The sequence below is a fragment of the Lentzea alba genome (genome assembly GCF_011067745.1).
In the GTDB taxonomy this organism is placed as follows: Bacteria; Actinomycetota; Actinomycetes; order Mycobacteriales; family Pseudonocardiaceae; genus Lentzea; species Lentzea alba.
In genome coordinates this window covers 1,038,202-1,054,520 of record NZ_JAAMPJ010000001.1, presented here as the reverse complement: position 1 = coordinate 1,054,520, position 16,319 = coordinate 1,038,202, and the positions used below count along the sequence as shown (strand labels likewise).

At 67.9% G+C, this 16,319-nt stretch carries 9 protein-coding genes; 2 read left to right on the top strand and 7 right to left on the bottom strand.

What is annotated here, in order from left to right; translation table 11 throughout:
* Positions 1-321 precede the first annotated feature (321 nt).
* Both G7043_RS04880 and G7043_RS04875 read left to right on the top strand, forming a co-directional pair.
* The gene (locus tag G7043_RS04880) at positions 322-1,533 is read left to right on the top strand and encodes an ABC transporter substrate-binding protein (RefSeq protein ID WP_166044266.1); all 1,212 of its coding nucleotides are present in this window, start codon (positions 322-324) and stop codon (positions 1,531-1,533) included.
* A 65-nt stretch (positions 1,534-1,598) separates the two neighbouring features.
* Positions 1,599-2,591, top strand: coding sequence for an aldo/keto reductase (locus G7043_RS04875; RefSeq protein WP_166044264.1), 993 nt, complete (start codon positions 1,599-1,601; stop codon positions 2,589-2,591).
* A 3-nt stretch (positions 2,592-2,594) separates the two neighbouring features.
* On the opposite strand, the gene G7043_RS04870 is transcribed toward G7043_RS04875, so the two are convergent.
* The 7 genes from G7043_RS04870 to G7043_RS04840 all read right to left on the bottom strand — a co-directional run bounded on the left by G7043_RS04870 (position 2,595) and on the right by G7043_RS04840 (position 16,298).
* The gene (locus G7043_RS04870; protein ID WP_166044262.1) at positions 2,595-5,243 is read right to left on the bottom strand and encodes an NACHT domain-containing protein; all 2,649 of its coding nucleotides are present in this window, start codon (positions 5,241-5,243) and stop codon (positions 2,595-2,597) included.
* Between the two features lie 49 nt (positions 5,244-5,292).
* Positions 5,293-5,469, bottom strand: coding sequence for a DUF6104 family protein (locus G7043_RS04865; protein ID WP_166044260.1), 177 nt, complete (start codon positions 5,467-5,469; stop codon positions 5,293-5,295).
* An 80-nt stretch (positions 5,470-5,549) separates the two neighbouring features.
* Positions 5,550-9,239, bottom strand: coding sequence for a multifunctional oxoglutarate decarboxylase/oxoglutarate dehydrogenase thiamine pyrophosphate-binding subunit/dihydrolipoyllysine-residue succinyltransferase subunit (locus tag G7043_RS04860; protein WP_166044258.1), 3,690 nt, complete (start codon positions 9,237-9,239; stop codon positions 5,550-5,552).
* Between the two features lie 293 nt (positions 9,240-9,532).
* Positions 9,533-10,357: a hypothetical protein gene (locus G7043_RS04855; protein ID WP_166044256.1), complete on the bottom strand. Its 825-nt coding sequence runs from the start codon at positions 10,355-10,357 to the stop codon at positions 9,533-9,535.
* A gap of 366 nt (positions 10,358-10,723) precedes the next feature.
* Positions 10,724-14,422, bottom strand: a complete 3,699-nt coding sequence (locus G7043_RS04850; RefSeq protein ID WP_166044254.1) for an ABC transporter ATP-binding protein — start codon at positions 14,420-14,422, stop codon at positions 10,724-10,726.
* A gap of 47 nt (positions 14,423-14,469) precedes the next feature.
* The gene (locus G7043_RS04845) at positions 14,470-15,342 is read right to left on the bottom strand and encodes an ABC transporter permease subunit (protein WP_166044252.1); all 873 of its coding nucleotides are present in this window, start codon (positions 15,340-15,342) and stop codon (positions 14,470-14,472) included.
* Positions 15,342-16,298 (bottom strand): ABC transporter ATP-binding protein, encoded by a 957-nt coding sequence (locus G7043_RS04840; protein ID WP_166044250.1) that lies wholly within the window; start codon positions 16,296-16,298, stop codon positions 15,342-15,344. Before G7043_RS04840 ends, G7043_RS04845 begins: the two co-directional genes overlap by 1 nt.
* Positions 16,299-16,319: the final 21 nt, after the last annotated feature.

Genomic DNA, 16,319 nt, shown 5'->3' with positions numbered 1-16,319 from the left:
TGAACTGGGGAACACCGAGAAGCTAACGCGACCTGTGGGCTGGGCAACAGGTTCGAAACTTCAGTCATCAATACTGTCAAAACTGTGGCGAAGCACCAGTGTGCCAACCCGTTCGACGTGAGTGGCGTCACCCGTACATGAAAGTTGACAGTAGAAAGCCGCCAATAAAACGTTTGCAGAGTCCTGTGAGGTGTGTTCGCACCGCTGTTGACCAGGTGGCGGCAACGGTAGACTCGCTGGCTTGCCGACTCAAGCTGGTGTGTCGTTCTCCGGGAGAGTGAATTCTTGTCCGCGAATCCCCGTGGGTTACTTCCTTTGGTCATGGCTGCGGTTCTTCTGGCGGCCTGTGGCGAAGAGAGCGGTGATTCCGCGAACTCGAACGGCAGCTTTCGCGGCGGCCCTGGAGTAACGCAGGACAAGATCTTCCTGGGTGTGCTGAGCGATCTCTCCGGGCCCTTCGCCTCGGGCGGCAAGAACGTCACCGAGGGCAATCAGCTCTTCGTCGACAAGGTGAACGCCGAAGGCGGCATCTGCGGCAGGAAAGTCGAACTGATCGTGCGCGATCACGCGTTCGACACCGAAAAGGGGAAAAAGGAGTACCTGTCCCTGGAGCCCGAGGTGCTCGGCTTCGTCCAGCTCGTCGGAGCGCAGATCGCCGAGTCGATCGAGGACGACATGCTCCACCAGCAGATCCTGATGGCGCCGACCTCGTGGAAAAGCGCCCTGCTCGACAACCCGTACATGATGGTGGTGGGGGCGACCTACAAGGTCGATGTCATGAACGGCATCGAACACCTGATGCGAGAGGGCCTGCTCAGTCGTGGCGACACGGTGGGCCACCTGCACATCAGCGACGAGGCCGAATACGGTGACGACGCCCTCTCCGGTAGTTCTTTCGCTGTCGCACAACTCGGCCTCAACCTCACCAAGGCGTCGCTCAAGAACGCTGACCCGGACATGTCGCCGGGAATGGCGGCTCTCAAACAAGCCGGCGTGAAGGCGGTCGTCCTGAGCACCAACCCGCGGCAGACAGCGAGTGCCGTCGCCGCTGCCGCGCAACTCGGGCTCACCGTTCCGATCATCATCAACAATCCCGGCTTCGCTCCTGAGCTGTTGCAGGGACAACTCGCGACCGTCATGGAGCGTCAGGTCTTCGTGCTGTCGTCCGTCGCCCCCTTCGATTCCGCGATCGCCGGCCCGCGCCAGGTCGCGGCGGCGTACCGGTCGACTTATCCGCAGGGGGTTCCGTCCATGGCGGTCAACTACGGCTACCTGGTCGGGTTGAGCTTCGGCTCGGTGCTGCAGCGGGCCTGCGACCACAAGGACTTCTCGCGCGAGGGCGTCCTCAAGGCGTTCCGCGAGGTCGAAAGCGTGGAATCGGGCGGCATGTCCTCACCGCTGAGGTTCTCCATCACCGGCAGGCCGTCCGCGACGCGGACGTTCGTTCTCCGGCCCGACTCCACGGTGTCGGGAGGACTCTCGATCGCCGCGAACCTGTTCGAGTCGGAAGTGAGCCGAAAAGCCGGCCGCTGAAGGCCCGTGTCGCCTGGAGCAACTCCACGTGGCACACCGCCGCGCCGCGGTGCAGGGTGGTGGACATGGAGTACACCAACCTCGGTCGCAGCGGCCTGTCCGTCTCCCGCCTGTGCCTCGGCACGATGAACTTCGGTCCCGAGACGACCGAGGCCGACAGTCACGCGATCATGGATCGCGCCCACGAACACGGCCTGAACTTCTTCGACACGGCCAACGTCTACGGCTGGAAGAAGGGCGAGGGCGTCACCGAGAACATCATCGGCCGGTGGTTCGCCCAGGGTGGCGACCGTCGCGAGAAGACGGTCGTGGCCACCAAGCTCTACGGCAGCATGGGCGACTGGCCCAACGAGACCAAGCTGTCTGCGCTGAACATCCGCCGCGCCTGCGACGCCTCCCTGAAGCGCCTGCAAACCGACTACATCGACCTGTACCAGATGCACCACGTGGACCGCGAAACGCCGTGGGACGAAATCTGGGAAGCCTTCTCTGTGCTGCGCCAGCAGGGCAAGGTCATCTACTTCGGCTCGTCGAACTTCGCCGGCTGGCACATCGCCCAGGCAGCCGAGGCCGCCCGCACCCGCGGCTTCCTCGGCCTGGTGTCCGAGCAGTCCATCTACAACCTGATGACCCGCTGGATCGAGCTGGAAGTCCTGCCGGCAGCTCGGCACTACGGCCTCGGCGTGATCCCGTGGTCGCCGCTGCACGGCGGCCTGCTGGGCGGCGTCCTGCGCAAGCAGCGCGAAGGTGGGGCATCCCGCAGCTCGTCCGGGCGTTCCGCGGACGCACTGGAGAAGTACCGCGACACCATCGACGCCTACGAGAAGTTGTGCGCGGAGTTGGGGGAGGACCCGGCCAACGTCGGCCTCGCCTGGCTGCTGCACCAGGACGGTGTCACGGCGCCGATCATCGGGCCGCGCACTGTCGAGCAGCTCGACAACTCGTTGCGGGCCGCGGAGTTGAAGCTGGACGCGGAGGTGTTGGGGAAGCTGGACGAGCTGTTCCCGGCGCCGGCGCCGAACGGGTCGAAGCCGGCGCCGGAGGCCTACGCCTGGTGATGGCTAGTCGGTAGCCAGCACGATCGTTTCGTTCGCGGGGAGTCTGCCGTCGGCGCGTCGTTGCATGATCGACAAACCGACGGCGAGCTCGCGGAAGAGAACCGCGTGTTCGGCATCGGTCTCCAGAGCGAGGCACAACGCAGCGATCCGCAACTCCCTCGCCAGCGCACCTGTCAGCGGTCTGATCCTGGAAAAGACTGCATCAGCGACGTCGGCGAAGCCCGACAGGGTTGCCTGTCCCCAGGTAGACATCGGGGCATCTCGCACCATTGTGATCAGGTCACCGAACAAGCCGGGGAGTGCGACGGTCTTGTAGTCGGCCCGCGGGCCGACTACATCGCCAAAAGCGCTGGGGAACCCGGAGTGCGCTGCCTCCGGGTACTTCACGGAGTTGTGGACGGTACGCAGAAGTGCTTGGCCGATCATGCCTTCGTATGGTGTGCCACTGGGGAAACGGCCCAGCTTCAGCACCTGCAGTCGTGGCTGGTTCAGGTACAGCGTTCCCCTCGATTCCACGGCGTATTTGATCCGCTCCAGAACCGCGATGATCTCAGGTGACAACGCCAGGTCGTTCTGGGCTTCATCGTGCAGCTCGGCAGTGGAAAACACGGTTTGCTCTGCGCCGTAGGGCACTGACACCGGGTCGTCGAGCCATGGGGCGAGGCCGTCGAGCTTCTTCGCCAGTGGCGGCGACATCAGCTCTGCGAGACGGACGAGGCGGAAGGTCTGCTCGACCGCGATGCCTTCGTTGACCCAGTTGACGAACACGTCTGCGTCGTCTTGCCGAACGCCCTGCACAGGTTTGTCAGGTCCGCCGAACGGTCCGTCGGGTGTGCGGTGTGGCTGTGACTCCAGGAACAACCGGTAGATGCGGTTCGTCACCGGTTCGGTGCACACGCGGGTGCCCTGGTCGGTGCGCACGACCTTGCGCAGATGCCGTGACGCCACCACACGGGTCATGAGTCCGCGCATCGTCGGGTCCGAGCCCGGTTTGAACGCCGTCTCCAACAGCTGGTCCAGAGCCGTCCGAAGCTCTGGGGCCAGCTCGTTGCCCTCGTCAGAGCAGTCGAACGCCAGGGACAGCGCCCGGACCGTCCCGGAGTCGAGGCACGCCTGGACGATCGGGTCGGCGTTCGCGCGGGCCACGTGCAGCAGTGTGGTCTCGCGCCACCACACGTCGTCGACGTTGTCGACAAGCACCTGCGTCAGCTGCTTCTCGCGGATGTGATGTGCCGCCAGGTACTCCTGGAAAGTGAGGTGCGCGAAGGCGAAGAGGTCACGCTCGCGTTCGAGCAGCAGGCCGCTCGACGTCATGTCCGCCAGGAATTCGTCCTCGTCCATCCCACGCGCCATGCGTCGCAGGAACGAGCGGAACTCGATCTTGATCTGATCACGGGTGATGTCTCGGAGCCGGCTGCTCATCATCGAGTACGCGAGTCCGCTCAGGAGCGTCATCTTCTGGTCGCCGGTCAGCTCGGACGAGAGCTTCTTGGCCTCCTGACGACGCCACAGCAGCACCTGACAAATCTCGCCGTACAGGTCCACGCGGCTGCCCGGTAGCGCACCGCGGAACTTGTGCACGTTCGCGATCATCGTGAGCAGCAACGGGTTCACCGTGAGCTCGTACAGCGTCGGGTTCTGGTGCAGGCGTTCCAGGAGGTCGGTCGCCTCCGCCTCGGCGCGCTGGACCACATCGGCCGACTTGTCGCCCGTGCTGCGCTTCTCGAACGCGAAGTACCAGCCGTGCACGAACCGCGTCACCTGATGGTCGGTGAAACCGCGAACCTGCACGATGTCGGCGCCCGAGATCGGCGCCGTCTGGTAGCCCTGCGGCCTGGAAGTGATCACGAAGTCGTTCGCCGGATAGCTCGCGATCTGTTGCTCGACCCAGTTCGAGACCTCGCGCCGGTTCTGCTGGTCCGCGACCTCGTCGAGTCCGTCGAGGAGGATCACGCAGGAGCCGCCGCGCAGCTTCTGCTCGAACCAGCCCGGGGGAGGTGCGGCTCGGTGAAGCAGGTCCGGGAGCCAGGTGCCCTCCATGATCTCCTGGACGTGATCGCGGAGGTAGAACAGCACCGGGATGCGGCGACGGCGGCGGCGCTTGCGGCACATCAGCAGAGCGGTGTGCCGCAGGAGTGTCGTCTTGCCGCAGCCCGGTGGACCGATCACGGCGAGCACCACCGGTTTCGGCTGGTCGATCAGGTCGCCGATGAAGCGGCGGGTGGACTCGACCCGCGCCTGCCCCAGCACGTCCGAGGGCACCTTCGACGGATCGCTGTGCACCAGGCTGACGTCGACGAACACCTCGTCCAGCTCGGGCGTGTAGAAGCCCATCGTGGCAAGGCCCTTGAGGTCGATGAACCTCAGGCTGCCGAGCACCGACTCGCGGTAGCGGCGTTCGAATCTGGACAGTCGGCGGCGGGTGCCCTCGTCGATCGTCTTGGCGAGCGGGTCTTTCCAGCGGTTGCGCAGCTCGTCGGCGGTGCCGCCGACGAGCTTGCCCACGAAACCCAGTCCCAGGACCACGACCTCGTAGGCCGCGAGCAGCAGGAGTGCCTGCAGGGGATGCGATTTGGCCCAGGTCTGCAGGAACGCGAAGGCGGCTGCCGGTGGTGCGATGGCGGCGCCGAGCAGGCCGAGGATCTTCCCCATGCACCTGTAGTCGCACCAGATGCACAGGATGTGACGCTATTCCTGGTGACTAGTCCTCGAAGTCGTCGTCGCGCGCCAGGTAGGTGGCAAAGCGCTCGATGGCCGTCTCGAAGTCGGGGTTGGCGTCGACGAAAGCGCGCAGCTTGTCGGCGAGCAGCGCGAAGCTGATCTCCTCCTCGCCGCGCCGCTTCTCGAGCTCCTCGATACCGCGATCGGTGAAGTACATGGCTGAAACTCCTGTGTCGTCTCAAGAAACGAGCCGCCGGACCCAGGTCGGATCCGGCGGCTCGGTCGGTCGGTCGAGGTTTACTCGAACGCGCGGGTGATGATCTCGCGCTGCTCGACCTCGTGCACCTTGCTCGAACCGGCCGACGGGGCGGCCATGGGGCGGCGCGACACGCGGCGGACGGTGCCCAGGTGCTCGGGCAGCAGTTCCGGCAGGGCCAGACCGTAGAACGGCCAGGCGCCCTGGTTCGCCGGCTCCTCCTGCACCCAGCGGACGTCCTTCGCGTTCGGGTAGCGCTCCAGGGTCTCGGTCAGCTTGCGGGCCGGGACCGGGTAGAGCTGCTCGACGCGCACGATCGCCACGTCGCCGCCGCCGCGCTTCTCGCGCTCGGCGTGCAGCTCGTAGGAGATCTTGCCGCTGCACAGCAGGACCTTCGTGACCGCGTTCGGGTCCTTGATCGTCGGGTCGTCCATCACCGAGTGGAAGCGGTCGCTGATGAACTCCTCGGTGCCGCTGACGGCTGCCTTGAGGCGCAGCATCGACTTCGGCGTGAACACCACGAGCGGGCGGTCGACGCCGTCGAGGGCGTGGCGGCGCAGCAGGTGGAAGTAGTTCGCCGGGGTCGACGGCACCGCGACGGTCATGGAGCCCTCGGCGCACAGCTGCAGCCAGCGCTCGATGCGGCCCGACGTGTGGTCGGGACCCTGGCCCTCGTGGCCGTGCGGCAGCAGGATCACGACGTCGGAACGCTGACCCCACTTGGCCTCACCGGACGAGATGAACTCGTCGATGATCGGCTGCGCGCCGTTGACGAAGTCGCCGAACTGCGCCTCCCACAGCACCATCGCCTGCGGGTTCGCGACCGAGTAGCCGTACTCGAAGCCGACCGCCGCGAACTCCGACAGCACCGAGTCGTAGACCATGAACTTGCCCTGGTCGTCCGACAGGTTCTGCAGCGGCGTGTACTCGTCGCCGGTCTTGCGGTCGACCAGGGTCGCGTGGCGCTGCACGAACGTGCCGCGGCGCGAGTCCTGACCGGCCAGGCGGACCTTGCGGCCCTCCATCGACAGCGAGCCGAGCGCGAGCAGCTCCGCGAACGCCCAGTCGATGCCGCCCTCGCGCGCCATCTTCGCGCGGCGCTCCAGCACCGGCTTGACGCGGGCGTGCGGCGTGAAGCCGTCGGGCAGGTTCACGTGCGCGTCGGCGATGTGCTCCAGCACCTCGCGCGAGATGCCGGTGGGCAGCTTCGCCGGGATCTGCTGCTCGGCCTCCACCGACGGGCTGACCGTCACCGGGTGCTTCTCGAGCTCGCGGACCTCGTTGAACACGTGCTCCAGCTGGCTGGAGAAGTCCTGCAGCGCCTTCTCGGCCTCTTCGACGGTGATGTCGCCGCGGCCGATCAGGGACTCGGTGTAGGTCTTGCGGACCGAGCGCTTCTGGTCGATCACGTCGTACATCGCCGGCTGCGTCATCGAGGGGTCGTCGCCCTCGTTGTGGCCGCGGCGGCGGTAGCAGACCATGTCGATCACGACGTCCTTGTGGAACGCCTGGCGGTAGTCGACGGCCAGCTTCGCGACCCAGTAGCAGGCCTCGGGGTCGTCGCCGTTCACGTGGAAGACCGGCGAGCCGATCATCTTCGCGACGTCGGTCGAGTACTTCGAGGACCGCGAGTGCTCCGGCGCGGTGGTGAAGCCGACCTGGTTGTTGACGACGATGTGGACCGTGCCACCGGTGCGGTAGCCGCGCACGAGCGCCAGGTTCAGCGTCTCGGCGACGACACCCTGACCTGCGAACGCCGCGTCACCGTGCAGGGCGACCGGCAGGACGGGGAAGAAGTCGCCGCCACGGTCGATCAGGTCCTGCTTGGCGCGCACGATGCCCTCGAGCACCGGGTCGACGGCCTCGAGGTGCGACGGGTTCGCGGTCAGCGACACCTTGGTCTCGCCGTCGCCGAACATCCGGAAGTACTTGCCCTCGGCACCGAGGTGGTACTTCACGTCGCCGGAGCCATGCGCCTGACCGGGGTCGAGGTTGCCCTCGAACTCGCGGAAGATCTGCGAGATCGGCTTGCCGACGATGTTCGCGAGCACGTTCAGCCGGCCGCGGTGCGGCATGCCGATGACGACCTCGTCGAGCTCGTGCTCGGCGGCCTTGTCGAGCACCGCGTCGAGCAGCGGGATGACGGTCTCGCCGCCCTCCAGCGAGAAGCGCTTCTGGCCGACGTACTTCGTCTGCAGGAACGTCTCGAACGCCTCAGCCGCGTTCAGCTTGCTGAGGATGTACTTCTGCACGGTGGCCGGCGGCTTCTCGTGCGGAACCTCGACGCGGTCCTGGATCCACCGGCGCTCCTCCGGCTCCAGGATGTGCATGTACTCGACGCCGACGGTGCGGCAGTACGAGTTGCGCAGCACGCCCAGGATGTCGCGCAGCTTCATCCGCTCCTGGCCGGCGAACCCGCCGACCGGGAACTCGCGGTCGAGATCCCACAGCGTCAGGCCGTGGCTGAGCACGTCCAGGTCGGCGTGGGAGCGCTGGCGGTAGTTCAGCGGGTCCGTGTCGGCCATCAGGTGGCCGCGGGTGCGGAACGCGTCGATCAGCTCGATGACGCGGGCCGTCTTGTCGACCGCGCCCTCGGGGATGTCGGCGACCCAGCGGATCGGCTCGTAGGGCAGCCGCAGCGACGCGAAGATGTCGTCGTAGAAGCCGTCCTCGCCCAGCAGCAGCTGGTGGATGCGCTTGAGGAACTCGCCCGACTCCGCACCCTGGATGATGCGGTGGTCGTACGTGGAGGTCAGCGTGATGATCTTGCTGACACCCATGTCGGTCAGGGCCTGCTCGCTGGTGCCCTGGAAGTGCGCGGGGTACTCCATCGCGCCGACACCGATGATCGCGCCCTGACCGGCCTGCAGCCGCGGCACCGAGTGGTTCGTGCCGATCGTGCCGGGGTTGGTCAGCGAGATCGTGGTGCCGGAGAAGTCGTCCGCGGTCAGCGAGCCGGAGCGCGCCTTGCGGATCAGGTCCTCGTAGGCCTGCCAGAACTGCGTGAACGTCATGTTCTCGCAGCCCTTGACCGACGCGACGACCAGCGTGCGCTGCCCGTCCTTGCCGGGCAGGTCGATCGCCAGGCCGAAGTTCACGTGCTCCGGCGTGACGACGAACGGCTTGCCGTTGTCCTCGGCGTAGTGCCGGTTCATGTTCGGGTAGGCCTGCAGCGCCCGGACCACCGCGTAGCCGATGACGTGCGTGAAGGAGACCTTCCCGCCGCGCGTCCGCTTCAGGTGGTTGTTGATGACGATGCGGTTGTCGGCCAGCAGCTTGGCGGGCACGGCGCGCACGCTGGTCGCGGTCGGAACGGTGAGCGACAGCTCCATGTTCTTCGCGATCGCGGCGGCGGCACCGCGCAACTGCTTCTGCTCGGGCTGCGCGCTCGGCGTGACCGGGGCGGCCTTCGCGGCCTGCTGGGGCGCGGGCTTGCCGGTCTGCGGCAGCGTGGCCGCGGGCTTGGGCTGCGCGGCCGGCTTGGGTGCGGCGGGCGCGGCCTTGCCGTTGTCGGCGGCCGGCGGCGTCACGGTCGCGGTCGTGGTGGCCGTGGCACCACCCGCGCTGGCCGTGGCGGCGGTACTGCCGTTGCCGCCCGCACGCTTGTAGTCGGCAAAGAAGTCATGCCATGCCGGGTCTACGGATGACGGGTCCGCGAGGAACTGCTCGTACATCTCCTCGACGAGCCACTCGTTCGGCCCGAATTGTGACGCAGGACTGCTGCTGGACACGGCTGGCGCTCGCCTCTATCCATCTCGCTCTTGGTGTTGACTCATGCGGTAGTCAGGCTAGTCCCCCTGGCCCGGGCCTTCACACGCTGGAGGCACCTGGCAAGGAGTGCTCTGTCACAGGATCGATCAGGACGGCCCCGTCGTCACCCGCAGTTGAGCAATTCTTGATGTGTGTCTCACTACGTCGCCTCCCTTTCGCGCAATGCTCACTGAGCTGTTGGACGGGCATACGCACCGAGCGCAGTGATCAGTTCACGATAAGTACAACAAGACCACCTCGCGGATTGATCTTGTCAGCCCAGCGCCCGCCGGATCGAGCTGCTCATCGCCTGCACGAACCGCTCCCTGATCCGGTCCGTGGTCCGGTCGAGCGACAGGTACGGGTTCAAGTCCTCCAACTCGACCAGAAGCAGTTCCCCGCCCCGCGTGCGGCATCCGTCAACGCGCTGCACACCGCACCCGAGGTCGTTCCAGTCGATGAACTTCCGCGCGAATTCCAGATCCTCCGCCGAGGCCTCGTACAAGGCGAGTTCCCAGCGCCGAGCGGGGTCCGGCGCGTTCAACGCGTACTGGAACTCGCGGTCCACGAAGTAGAACGACACCTCGTACCGAAAATCGATCTTGGGCTGGATGAGGACGTCCCCGCCGAGAGCCTTGTCCGCGAGCTCGTCCCGGGCCACGAACTCCAGCCCGTGCGAGTCGGCCCCGGCTTTGGGTTTCACGACGTACTCGGCCGTCTCGGGAAGCCGGTCCAGGTCTGCCACATCGTCGATCGTGGGGATGACGGGGTACCCGAGCCCGGTCAGGTCGATCAGGTACTGCTTGCCCGCCATGTCACCTTTGCCGGTGAGCGGGTTGTAGACGCGCTGACCAGTGGCCTTCGCCCGCTCGCGGAAGCGCGCGTAGGCCTGCGGGTACTCGATCACCGGACCGCTGTTGCGCACGACGACGGTGTCGAAGCCGCCCATGAGGTTCGCGGCGTCCCTGGGGTTGCAGACGGCCAGGTCGAACTCGTCGCGGAGCTTCGAGGTCAGGTAGATGTCCTCGTCGCAGTAGCGCCTGCCCCTGGCCGGGTAGGTGAAGTCGGAGACGTAGAGAACGGTGGGGCGAGGCGGCATCGGGAACTCCTGGACCTGGCGTGGCCGGGGAGTTGGTTTCTACGTGACGGACGGGGCCGGACACGAGGGTTCGTGGCGGAGGCCACGAGGGGGCGGGATGCTTCCCTCGTGGGCTCGGCCGGGGCGCTTTAATCCCCGGCTTTGAGGCCGTCTATGCGTCCCGTCAGAGGCTCAAGGTCAAGCCTCAATCGCAATCGTCGCGAAGCGGCGATGAACTCTCACGCCCTCGGTAAGGCCCGCGGGACCACCCGAGCAAGGTGACTGTCCGCCCGCAGGGCGACCCCTCCGCTGGAACGCGACCAGCCCTCGCAAGCCGACCCACCCGCCCGGAACGCGACCAGCCCTCGCAAGCCGACCCCTGAAACCTCAAGCCGCCTCAGCGACCCCATGCCGCCACAACCGCGCATAAGCACCATCAGCCGCCAGCAGCTCCTCATGCGACCCCTGCTCGACAACCCGCCCCCCGGCCAGCACCACGATCCGGTCAGCCCGAGCCGCAGTGGCCAACCGGTGCGCCACCACGAAGGTCGTCCGAGCCCCCGTCAGCCGATCGCTGGCGGCCAGCACCGCGGACTCGGTGGCCGGGTCCAGCGCCGCGGTGGCTTCGTCCAGCAGCAGGACGTCCGGCTCGACCAGTTCGGCCCGAGCGAGCGCCACCAGCTGGCGTTGGCCGGCGGACAGGTGGTTGCCGCGCTCGCCGACGACCTGCCGGAACCCGTTGGGGAGGGAAGCCACCATCTGCAGCGCTCCTACGGCCTCTACGGCGTGCTGGATCTCGGCGTGCGAGGCGTCGGGGCGTCCGTAGGCGACGTTGTCCGCCAAGTCGCCGCCGAACAGGTGGGCCTCCTGCGGGACCACGCCCAGTCGTTGGCGGTAGCCGGACAGGTCGTAGGTGCGGACGTCCACACCGTCGACCAGGACGGCGCCCGCGGTGGCGTCGTAGAACCGGGCGATCAGCTTGACGAGGGTCGACTTGCCCGCGCCCGTTTCGCCCACCAGCGCCACGGTCTCGCCGGGGGAGACGTGCAGGGTCACGCCGTCCAGCGCCGGCTGGTCGGCGCCCGCGTAGGTGAAGGAGACGTTCTGCAGCAGCACCTCGCCGCGCAGGCGGGCTGGCACGGGGACGGGGGAGGCGGGCGGCTCCACCGAGGTCGGGGTGCGCAGCAGGTCGCCGATGCGGCGCAGGCCCACGCGGGCCTGCTGGTAGCCGTCGAACACGCCGGACAGCTGCTGGATCGGGCTGAAGAACAGGCCCAGGTACAGCAGGAAGGCGAGCAGGACGCCTGGAGTCAGCGAGCCTTCGGCCACGCGGTGGGCGCCTACGGCCAGGACGACGGCTTGGGCCACGCCGGACAGCATTGCCACGAACGGGAAGTAGGTGGCGATGTAGCGCTGGGCGCGCAGGCGGGTGCGGCGGTAGGCGTCGCTGCGTTCGGCGAAGGCTTCGGCGGAGTGGCGTTCGCGGGTGTAGGCCTGGGACACGCGCAGGCCGGAGACGTTCTCCTGGAGGTCGGCGTTCACGGCGCTGACGCGTTCGCGGGCTTCGGCGTACGCGGCGGAGGAGAGGCGCTGGAAGATCACGGTCGCGACCAGCAGCAACGGCACCACGGCCAGGGCGATCAGGGCCAGTGAGGCGTCGGTGACCAGCAGGGCCGCGGTGATGCCGACGACGGTGATCAGGCTGATCACGGCGGTGACGAGGCCGGTCTGCAGGAACGTGGAGAGGGCGTCGACGTCTGTCGTCATCCTCGTCATGATGCGGCCGGCCATCTCGCGCTCGTAGTAGTCGAGGCCGAGGCGTTGCAGGTGGGCGTAGCTGCGGACGCGGAGCAGGTAGAGCAGGCGTTCGCCCAGGCGGGCGGCGAACACGGTGCTGCCCGCCGTCGTCAGCCAGCCGACCAGCACCAGGCCGACGCCCAGCACGACGGCCTGCCACAACGCGGACTCGGCGCCCTGCGTCACGCCGCCGTCGACGCCCAGGCGCACCAGGGCGGGCAGGCCCATGCCGACCAGCGCGTCCAGCACCACCAGCGCGGCCACGGCGGCGAGGCCCCAGCGGACCGGGCGCAGGAGGCGGGCCAGGCGGAAGCCGGGATCGGGCGCGCGCGGGTCTTCGCCGTGCAGCACCGGGACCTCGGTGGCGGGCGGCAACTTCCGCACCTGGGCCAGCAGTTCCGGGGTGGGCGGGCCGCCTGCCAGCGCGGACATGCCGCCGCCACCTCCGTGCCGGCCGGAGGAGGCGGGCGCCGTCGACTTGGCGTCGTCGATCAGGCGCTGGTCGAGGTCGGCCTGCGACAGCTCCGGCCACAGCTCGCCGGAGACCGCCGGTGCGGTCGACTCGATCGCCTCGCCGGGACCCGCCAGCAGATCGCGGTAGAGGGCGCAGCGCGCGGTCAGCTCGTCGTGGGTGCCGATGTCGATCACGCGGCCCGCGTCCAGCACCGCGATCCGGTCGGCCAGGGACAACGTGGAACGGCGGTGGGCCACCAGCAACGTCGTGCGGTTCGCCGTCACCGTGGCCAGGGTCGCGTGGATCGCGGCCTCGGTCGCGTTGTCGACCGCGGACGTCGCGTCGTCCAGCACCAGCACGCGCGGATCGGAGAGCAACGCACGGGCCAGCGCGACGCGTTGGCGTTGCCCGCCGGACAGAGTGAGGCCGCGTTCACCGACCACCGTGTCGTAGCCGAGTGGCAGCGCCTCGATGAAGTCGTGCGCCTCGGCGGCCTTCGCGGCGCGCTCGACCTCGGCCCGCGACGCGTTCGGCATGCCGTACGCGATGTTCGAGAACACCGTGTCCGAGAAGAGGAACGCCTCCTCGAACACCACGCCCACCGCGCCGCGCAACGACCCCAGCCGCAACGTCCGCACGTCCACCCCGCCGACCCGCACGGCACCGGAGTGCACGTCGTAGAACCGGGGCAGCAGCAGGGAAACCGTCGACTTGCCGGAACCGGCGGTGCCGACCAGCGCCAGCGTCTCGCCCGGCTCCACGGAGATCGAGAAGTCCTGCAGCACTGGTTCGCTGCGGGCGTACCCGAACGTCACGCCGGAGAACGAGATCGCCAGCGGCCCGGAAGGCACCTCACCGGGGCCGTCCGTCACGTCCGGCTGCGAGTCGATCAGCTCGTAGACCCGCTCCACCCCGGCACGCGCCAGCTGCGCGGACACCATCAGGCTCGACAGCAACCGGGTCGGGCCCACCAGGTTCGCCACGTACGTCGTGAACGCCAGGAACGTGCCCAGCGTGACCTGCCCGTGCAACGCGAGCCAGCCGCCCAGGCCCAGCACCGCGACCTGGCCGAGCAACGGCAGCGCGGTCACGGTCGCCAGGGGTTTCGACGACAACCGAGCCGCACGCATTCGTTCAGCGAAGAGCGAACGAGCGTGCTTCTCCAGCCGTGCGACCTCGCGCGCCTCCTGGCCGAAGCCCTTCACCACGCGGACCCCGGTGACGGTCTCCTCGACGTGCTGCGCCAGATCGGCGGCCCGCTGCTGCGCGGACCAGGTGGCCGGGAACAACGTGAGCCGGGTGCGGCCCGCGAGCCACGCCACCAGCGGCACCACGATCACCGCGATGATCGTCAGCGGCACCGACAGGTAGATCATCGCGGCCAGGGCGGCCACCGCGAACACCACGGTGCCGAGCGCCAGCGGCGCCATCATCAGCAGCGACTGCACCAGCTGCAGGTCCGTGATCGAGCGCGACACGATCTGACCGGTCCGCAGCTCGTCCTGCTTCGCGCCGTCGAGCCGCTGCACCGCGGAGAACACGCCGAGCCGCAGGTCGTGCTGCACGCCCAGCGCCAGCCGCCCGCCCAGATACCGCCGCAGGAACGCCGACCCGAACGTGAGCAGCTCCAGCACGACCAGCGCGACCATCAACGGCCACAACCGATCGGTGCGGCCCACCGTCGAGTCGTCGATCGCCGTCTTGAGCAGCAACGGCCCGGCCGCCTGCAGACCCACGCCGACGACCGCGGCGACCGCCGACAGCACCACCAGGCGGGGGTGCTGCCAGCACGCCGCGGTCAGTCGGCGAATCCAGCCCTTCGTCACCGGACCCACATTACGTTCGGGGTCCGGCACAAAATTGTGACGTCAGAAACCGCAGGTCAGGTGATGTCCTTGGACTGCGTGGACGCCCAGCCGCCCGCGAACACGATCCCGGACCAGGCGAGGAACACGAGCCCCGACCACCACCAGTCGAGCGCTCCACCGGCACCGGCGATCGCCCGCAGCACGTCCTCGATCTCCTTCGGCACCACGCCCGCCGTCGACAGGAACAGGTCGACCGAGACCGACCCGGTGAGCCCGTTGATCGACCCGTTCGGCAGGAACCCGATCACCGACGGCACCTCGAGGTACGCGAGCACGAGGTGCAGCACGTTCTCGATCACCAGGAAGTACAGCAGCAGGAGCACGATCGTCCCGGCCACGTTCGGGATCAACGCACCCACGCCGACGCCGAACATCGTCATCAGGATCGACGACAGCACGCAGACCAGCGTCAGCATCATCCAGCCACCGGCGTCCGGCAGCTGCCCGGGCTCACTGGTGATCACCACGCCGATGCCGAGGAATAGCATGATCGCGAGGCCGTAGATCGCGCCCCACATGACGTAGACCAGCATCTTCGCCAGCATCGACTGCATCCGCGACGGCGCGGTCAGGAACGTCGTCGTGATCGTCCGCCGGTTGATCTCACCGGAGATCGCCAGCGCACCGAAGATCATCGGGAAGATCGTCGAGATGTTGATCGCCCGCGCCATGCCGAACAGCGAGACCTTCCACTGGTCCGGCGAGACCCCGAGGAAGTCCGACACCTCGTCGACGTCGTTGGACGACGCGAAGTCCACGAAGAACTGCCCCAGCAGGCCGGTCGCGAGCCCCCAGCCGAGCGCCAGCACCGCGGTCGGGATCAGCAGACCCCACCACAGGCCGGTCGTCGTCGTCTTGCGGAGCTCCGCCTGTACGAGGTTGCCCATCAGGCCCAACCACCCTGCTGTTGCTGCTGATACGGCGCCGGCGCGTATCCGGCGTACTGGCCACTGGTGAGCTGGAAGAACAGCCGCTCGAGGTCGACCTGCTCCTCCTGGATGCCGTAGATCGACACGCCCGCCTTCAACGCCGTGTCCGCCACGTGCCGGGAGTCCACACCGGACACCGCGAGCCTGCCGTCGGGCAGCTGCTCGATCGCCTGCACGCCCTCGGCCCGCAGCGCGGTCGCCAACGCGTTGATGTCCGACGGCTGCACGAGAACGCGCTTCTGCTGCGACTGCCGCAACTGGTCCAACGGCCCGTAGAACATCGTCTGCCCGCGCGAAATGATCACGACCTGGTCGACGGTCTGCTCGACCTCGGCCAGCAGGTGGCTGGAGATCAGCACCGTGCGTCCCATACGCGCGTACGACTGCAGGAACGTACGCAGCCACGCGATGCCCTCGGGGTCGAGGCCGTTCGCCGGTTCGTCCAGCACGAGCACCTGCGGATCACCGAGCAACGCGGTGGCCAGCGCCAGTCGCTGCTTCATGCCGAGCGAGAACCCGCCCACCTTGCGATCGGCCGCCGAGCCCAGGCCGACCAGGCCGAGGACCTGGTCGGCCTGCGCGTCCGGCACGCCGACGGCCGCCGCGTACACGCGCAGGTGGTTGCGGGCCGAGCGAGCGGGGTGGAACCCCTGCGCCTCCAGCACCGCGCCCACGACGCGGCCGGGCTGGCCGAGCTGCTGGAACGGTCGTCCGTTGATCGTCGCCGTGCCGCTCGTCGGCTTCACGAGCCCCAGCAACATGCGCAGGGTCGTCGTCTTGCCGGCGCCGTTCGGGCCGAGGAAGCCCGTCACGCTGCCGGGTGACACGGTGAAGCTCAGGTTGTGCACGGCCGTGACCGGACCGAACTGCTTGGTCAGGTTCTGGACCGCGATGAGGCCGCTGCCGTCATGCATGCGGCCATCCTGCCCGAAATG

Bases quoted from the DNA above. Each gene is read 5' to 3' on its own strand.
- G7043_RS04880 (WP_166044266.1), top strand. From the start codon at position 322: ATGGCTGCGGTTCTTCTGGCGGCCTGTGGCGAAGAGAGCGGTGATTCC.
- G7043_RS04875 (WP_166044264.1), top strand. From the start codon at position 1,599: ATGGAGTACACCAACCTCGGTCGCAGCGGCCTGTCCGTCTCCCGCCTG.
- G7043_RS04870 (WP_166044262.1), bottom strand. From the start codon at position 5,243: ATGGGGAAGATCCTCGGCCTGCTCGGCGCCGCCATCGCACCACCGGCA.
- G7043_RS04865 (WP_166044260.1), bottom strand. From the start codon at position 5,469: ATGTACTTCACCGATCGCGGTATCGAGGAGCTCGAGAAGCGGCGCGGC.
- G7043_RS04855 (WP_166044256.1), bottom strand. From the start codon at position 10,357: ATGCCGCCTCGCCCCACCGTTCTCTACGTCTCCGACTTCACCTACCCG.
- G7043_RS04845 (WP_166044252.1), bottom strand. From the start codon at position 15,342: ATGGGCAACCTCGTACAGGCGGAGCTCCGCAAGACGACGACGACCGGC.
- G7043_RS04840 (WP_166044250.1), bottom strand. From the start codon at position 16,298: ATGCATGACGGCAGCGGCCTCATCGCGGTCCAGAACCTGACCAAGCAG.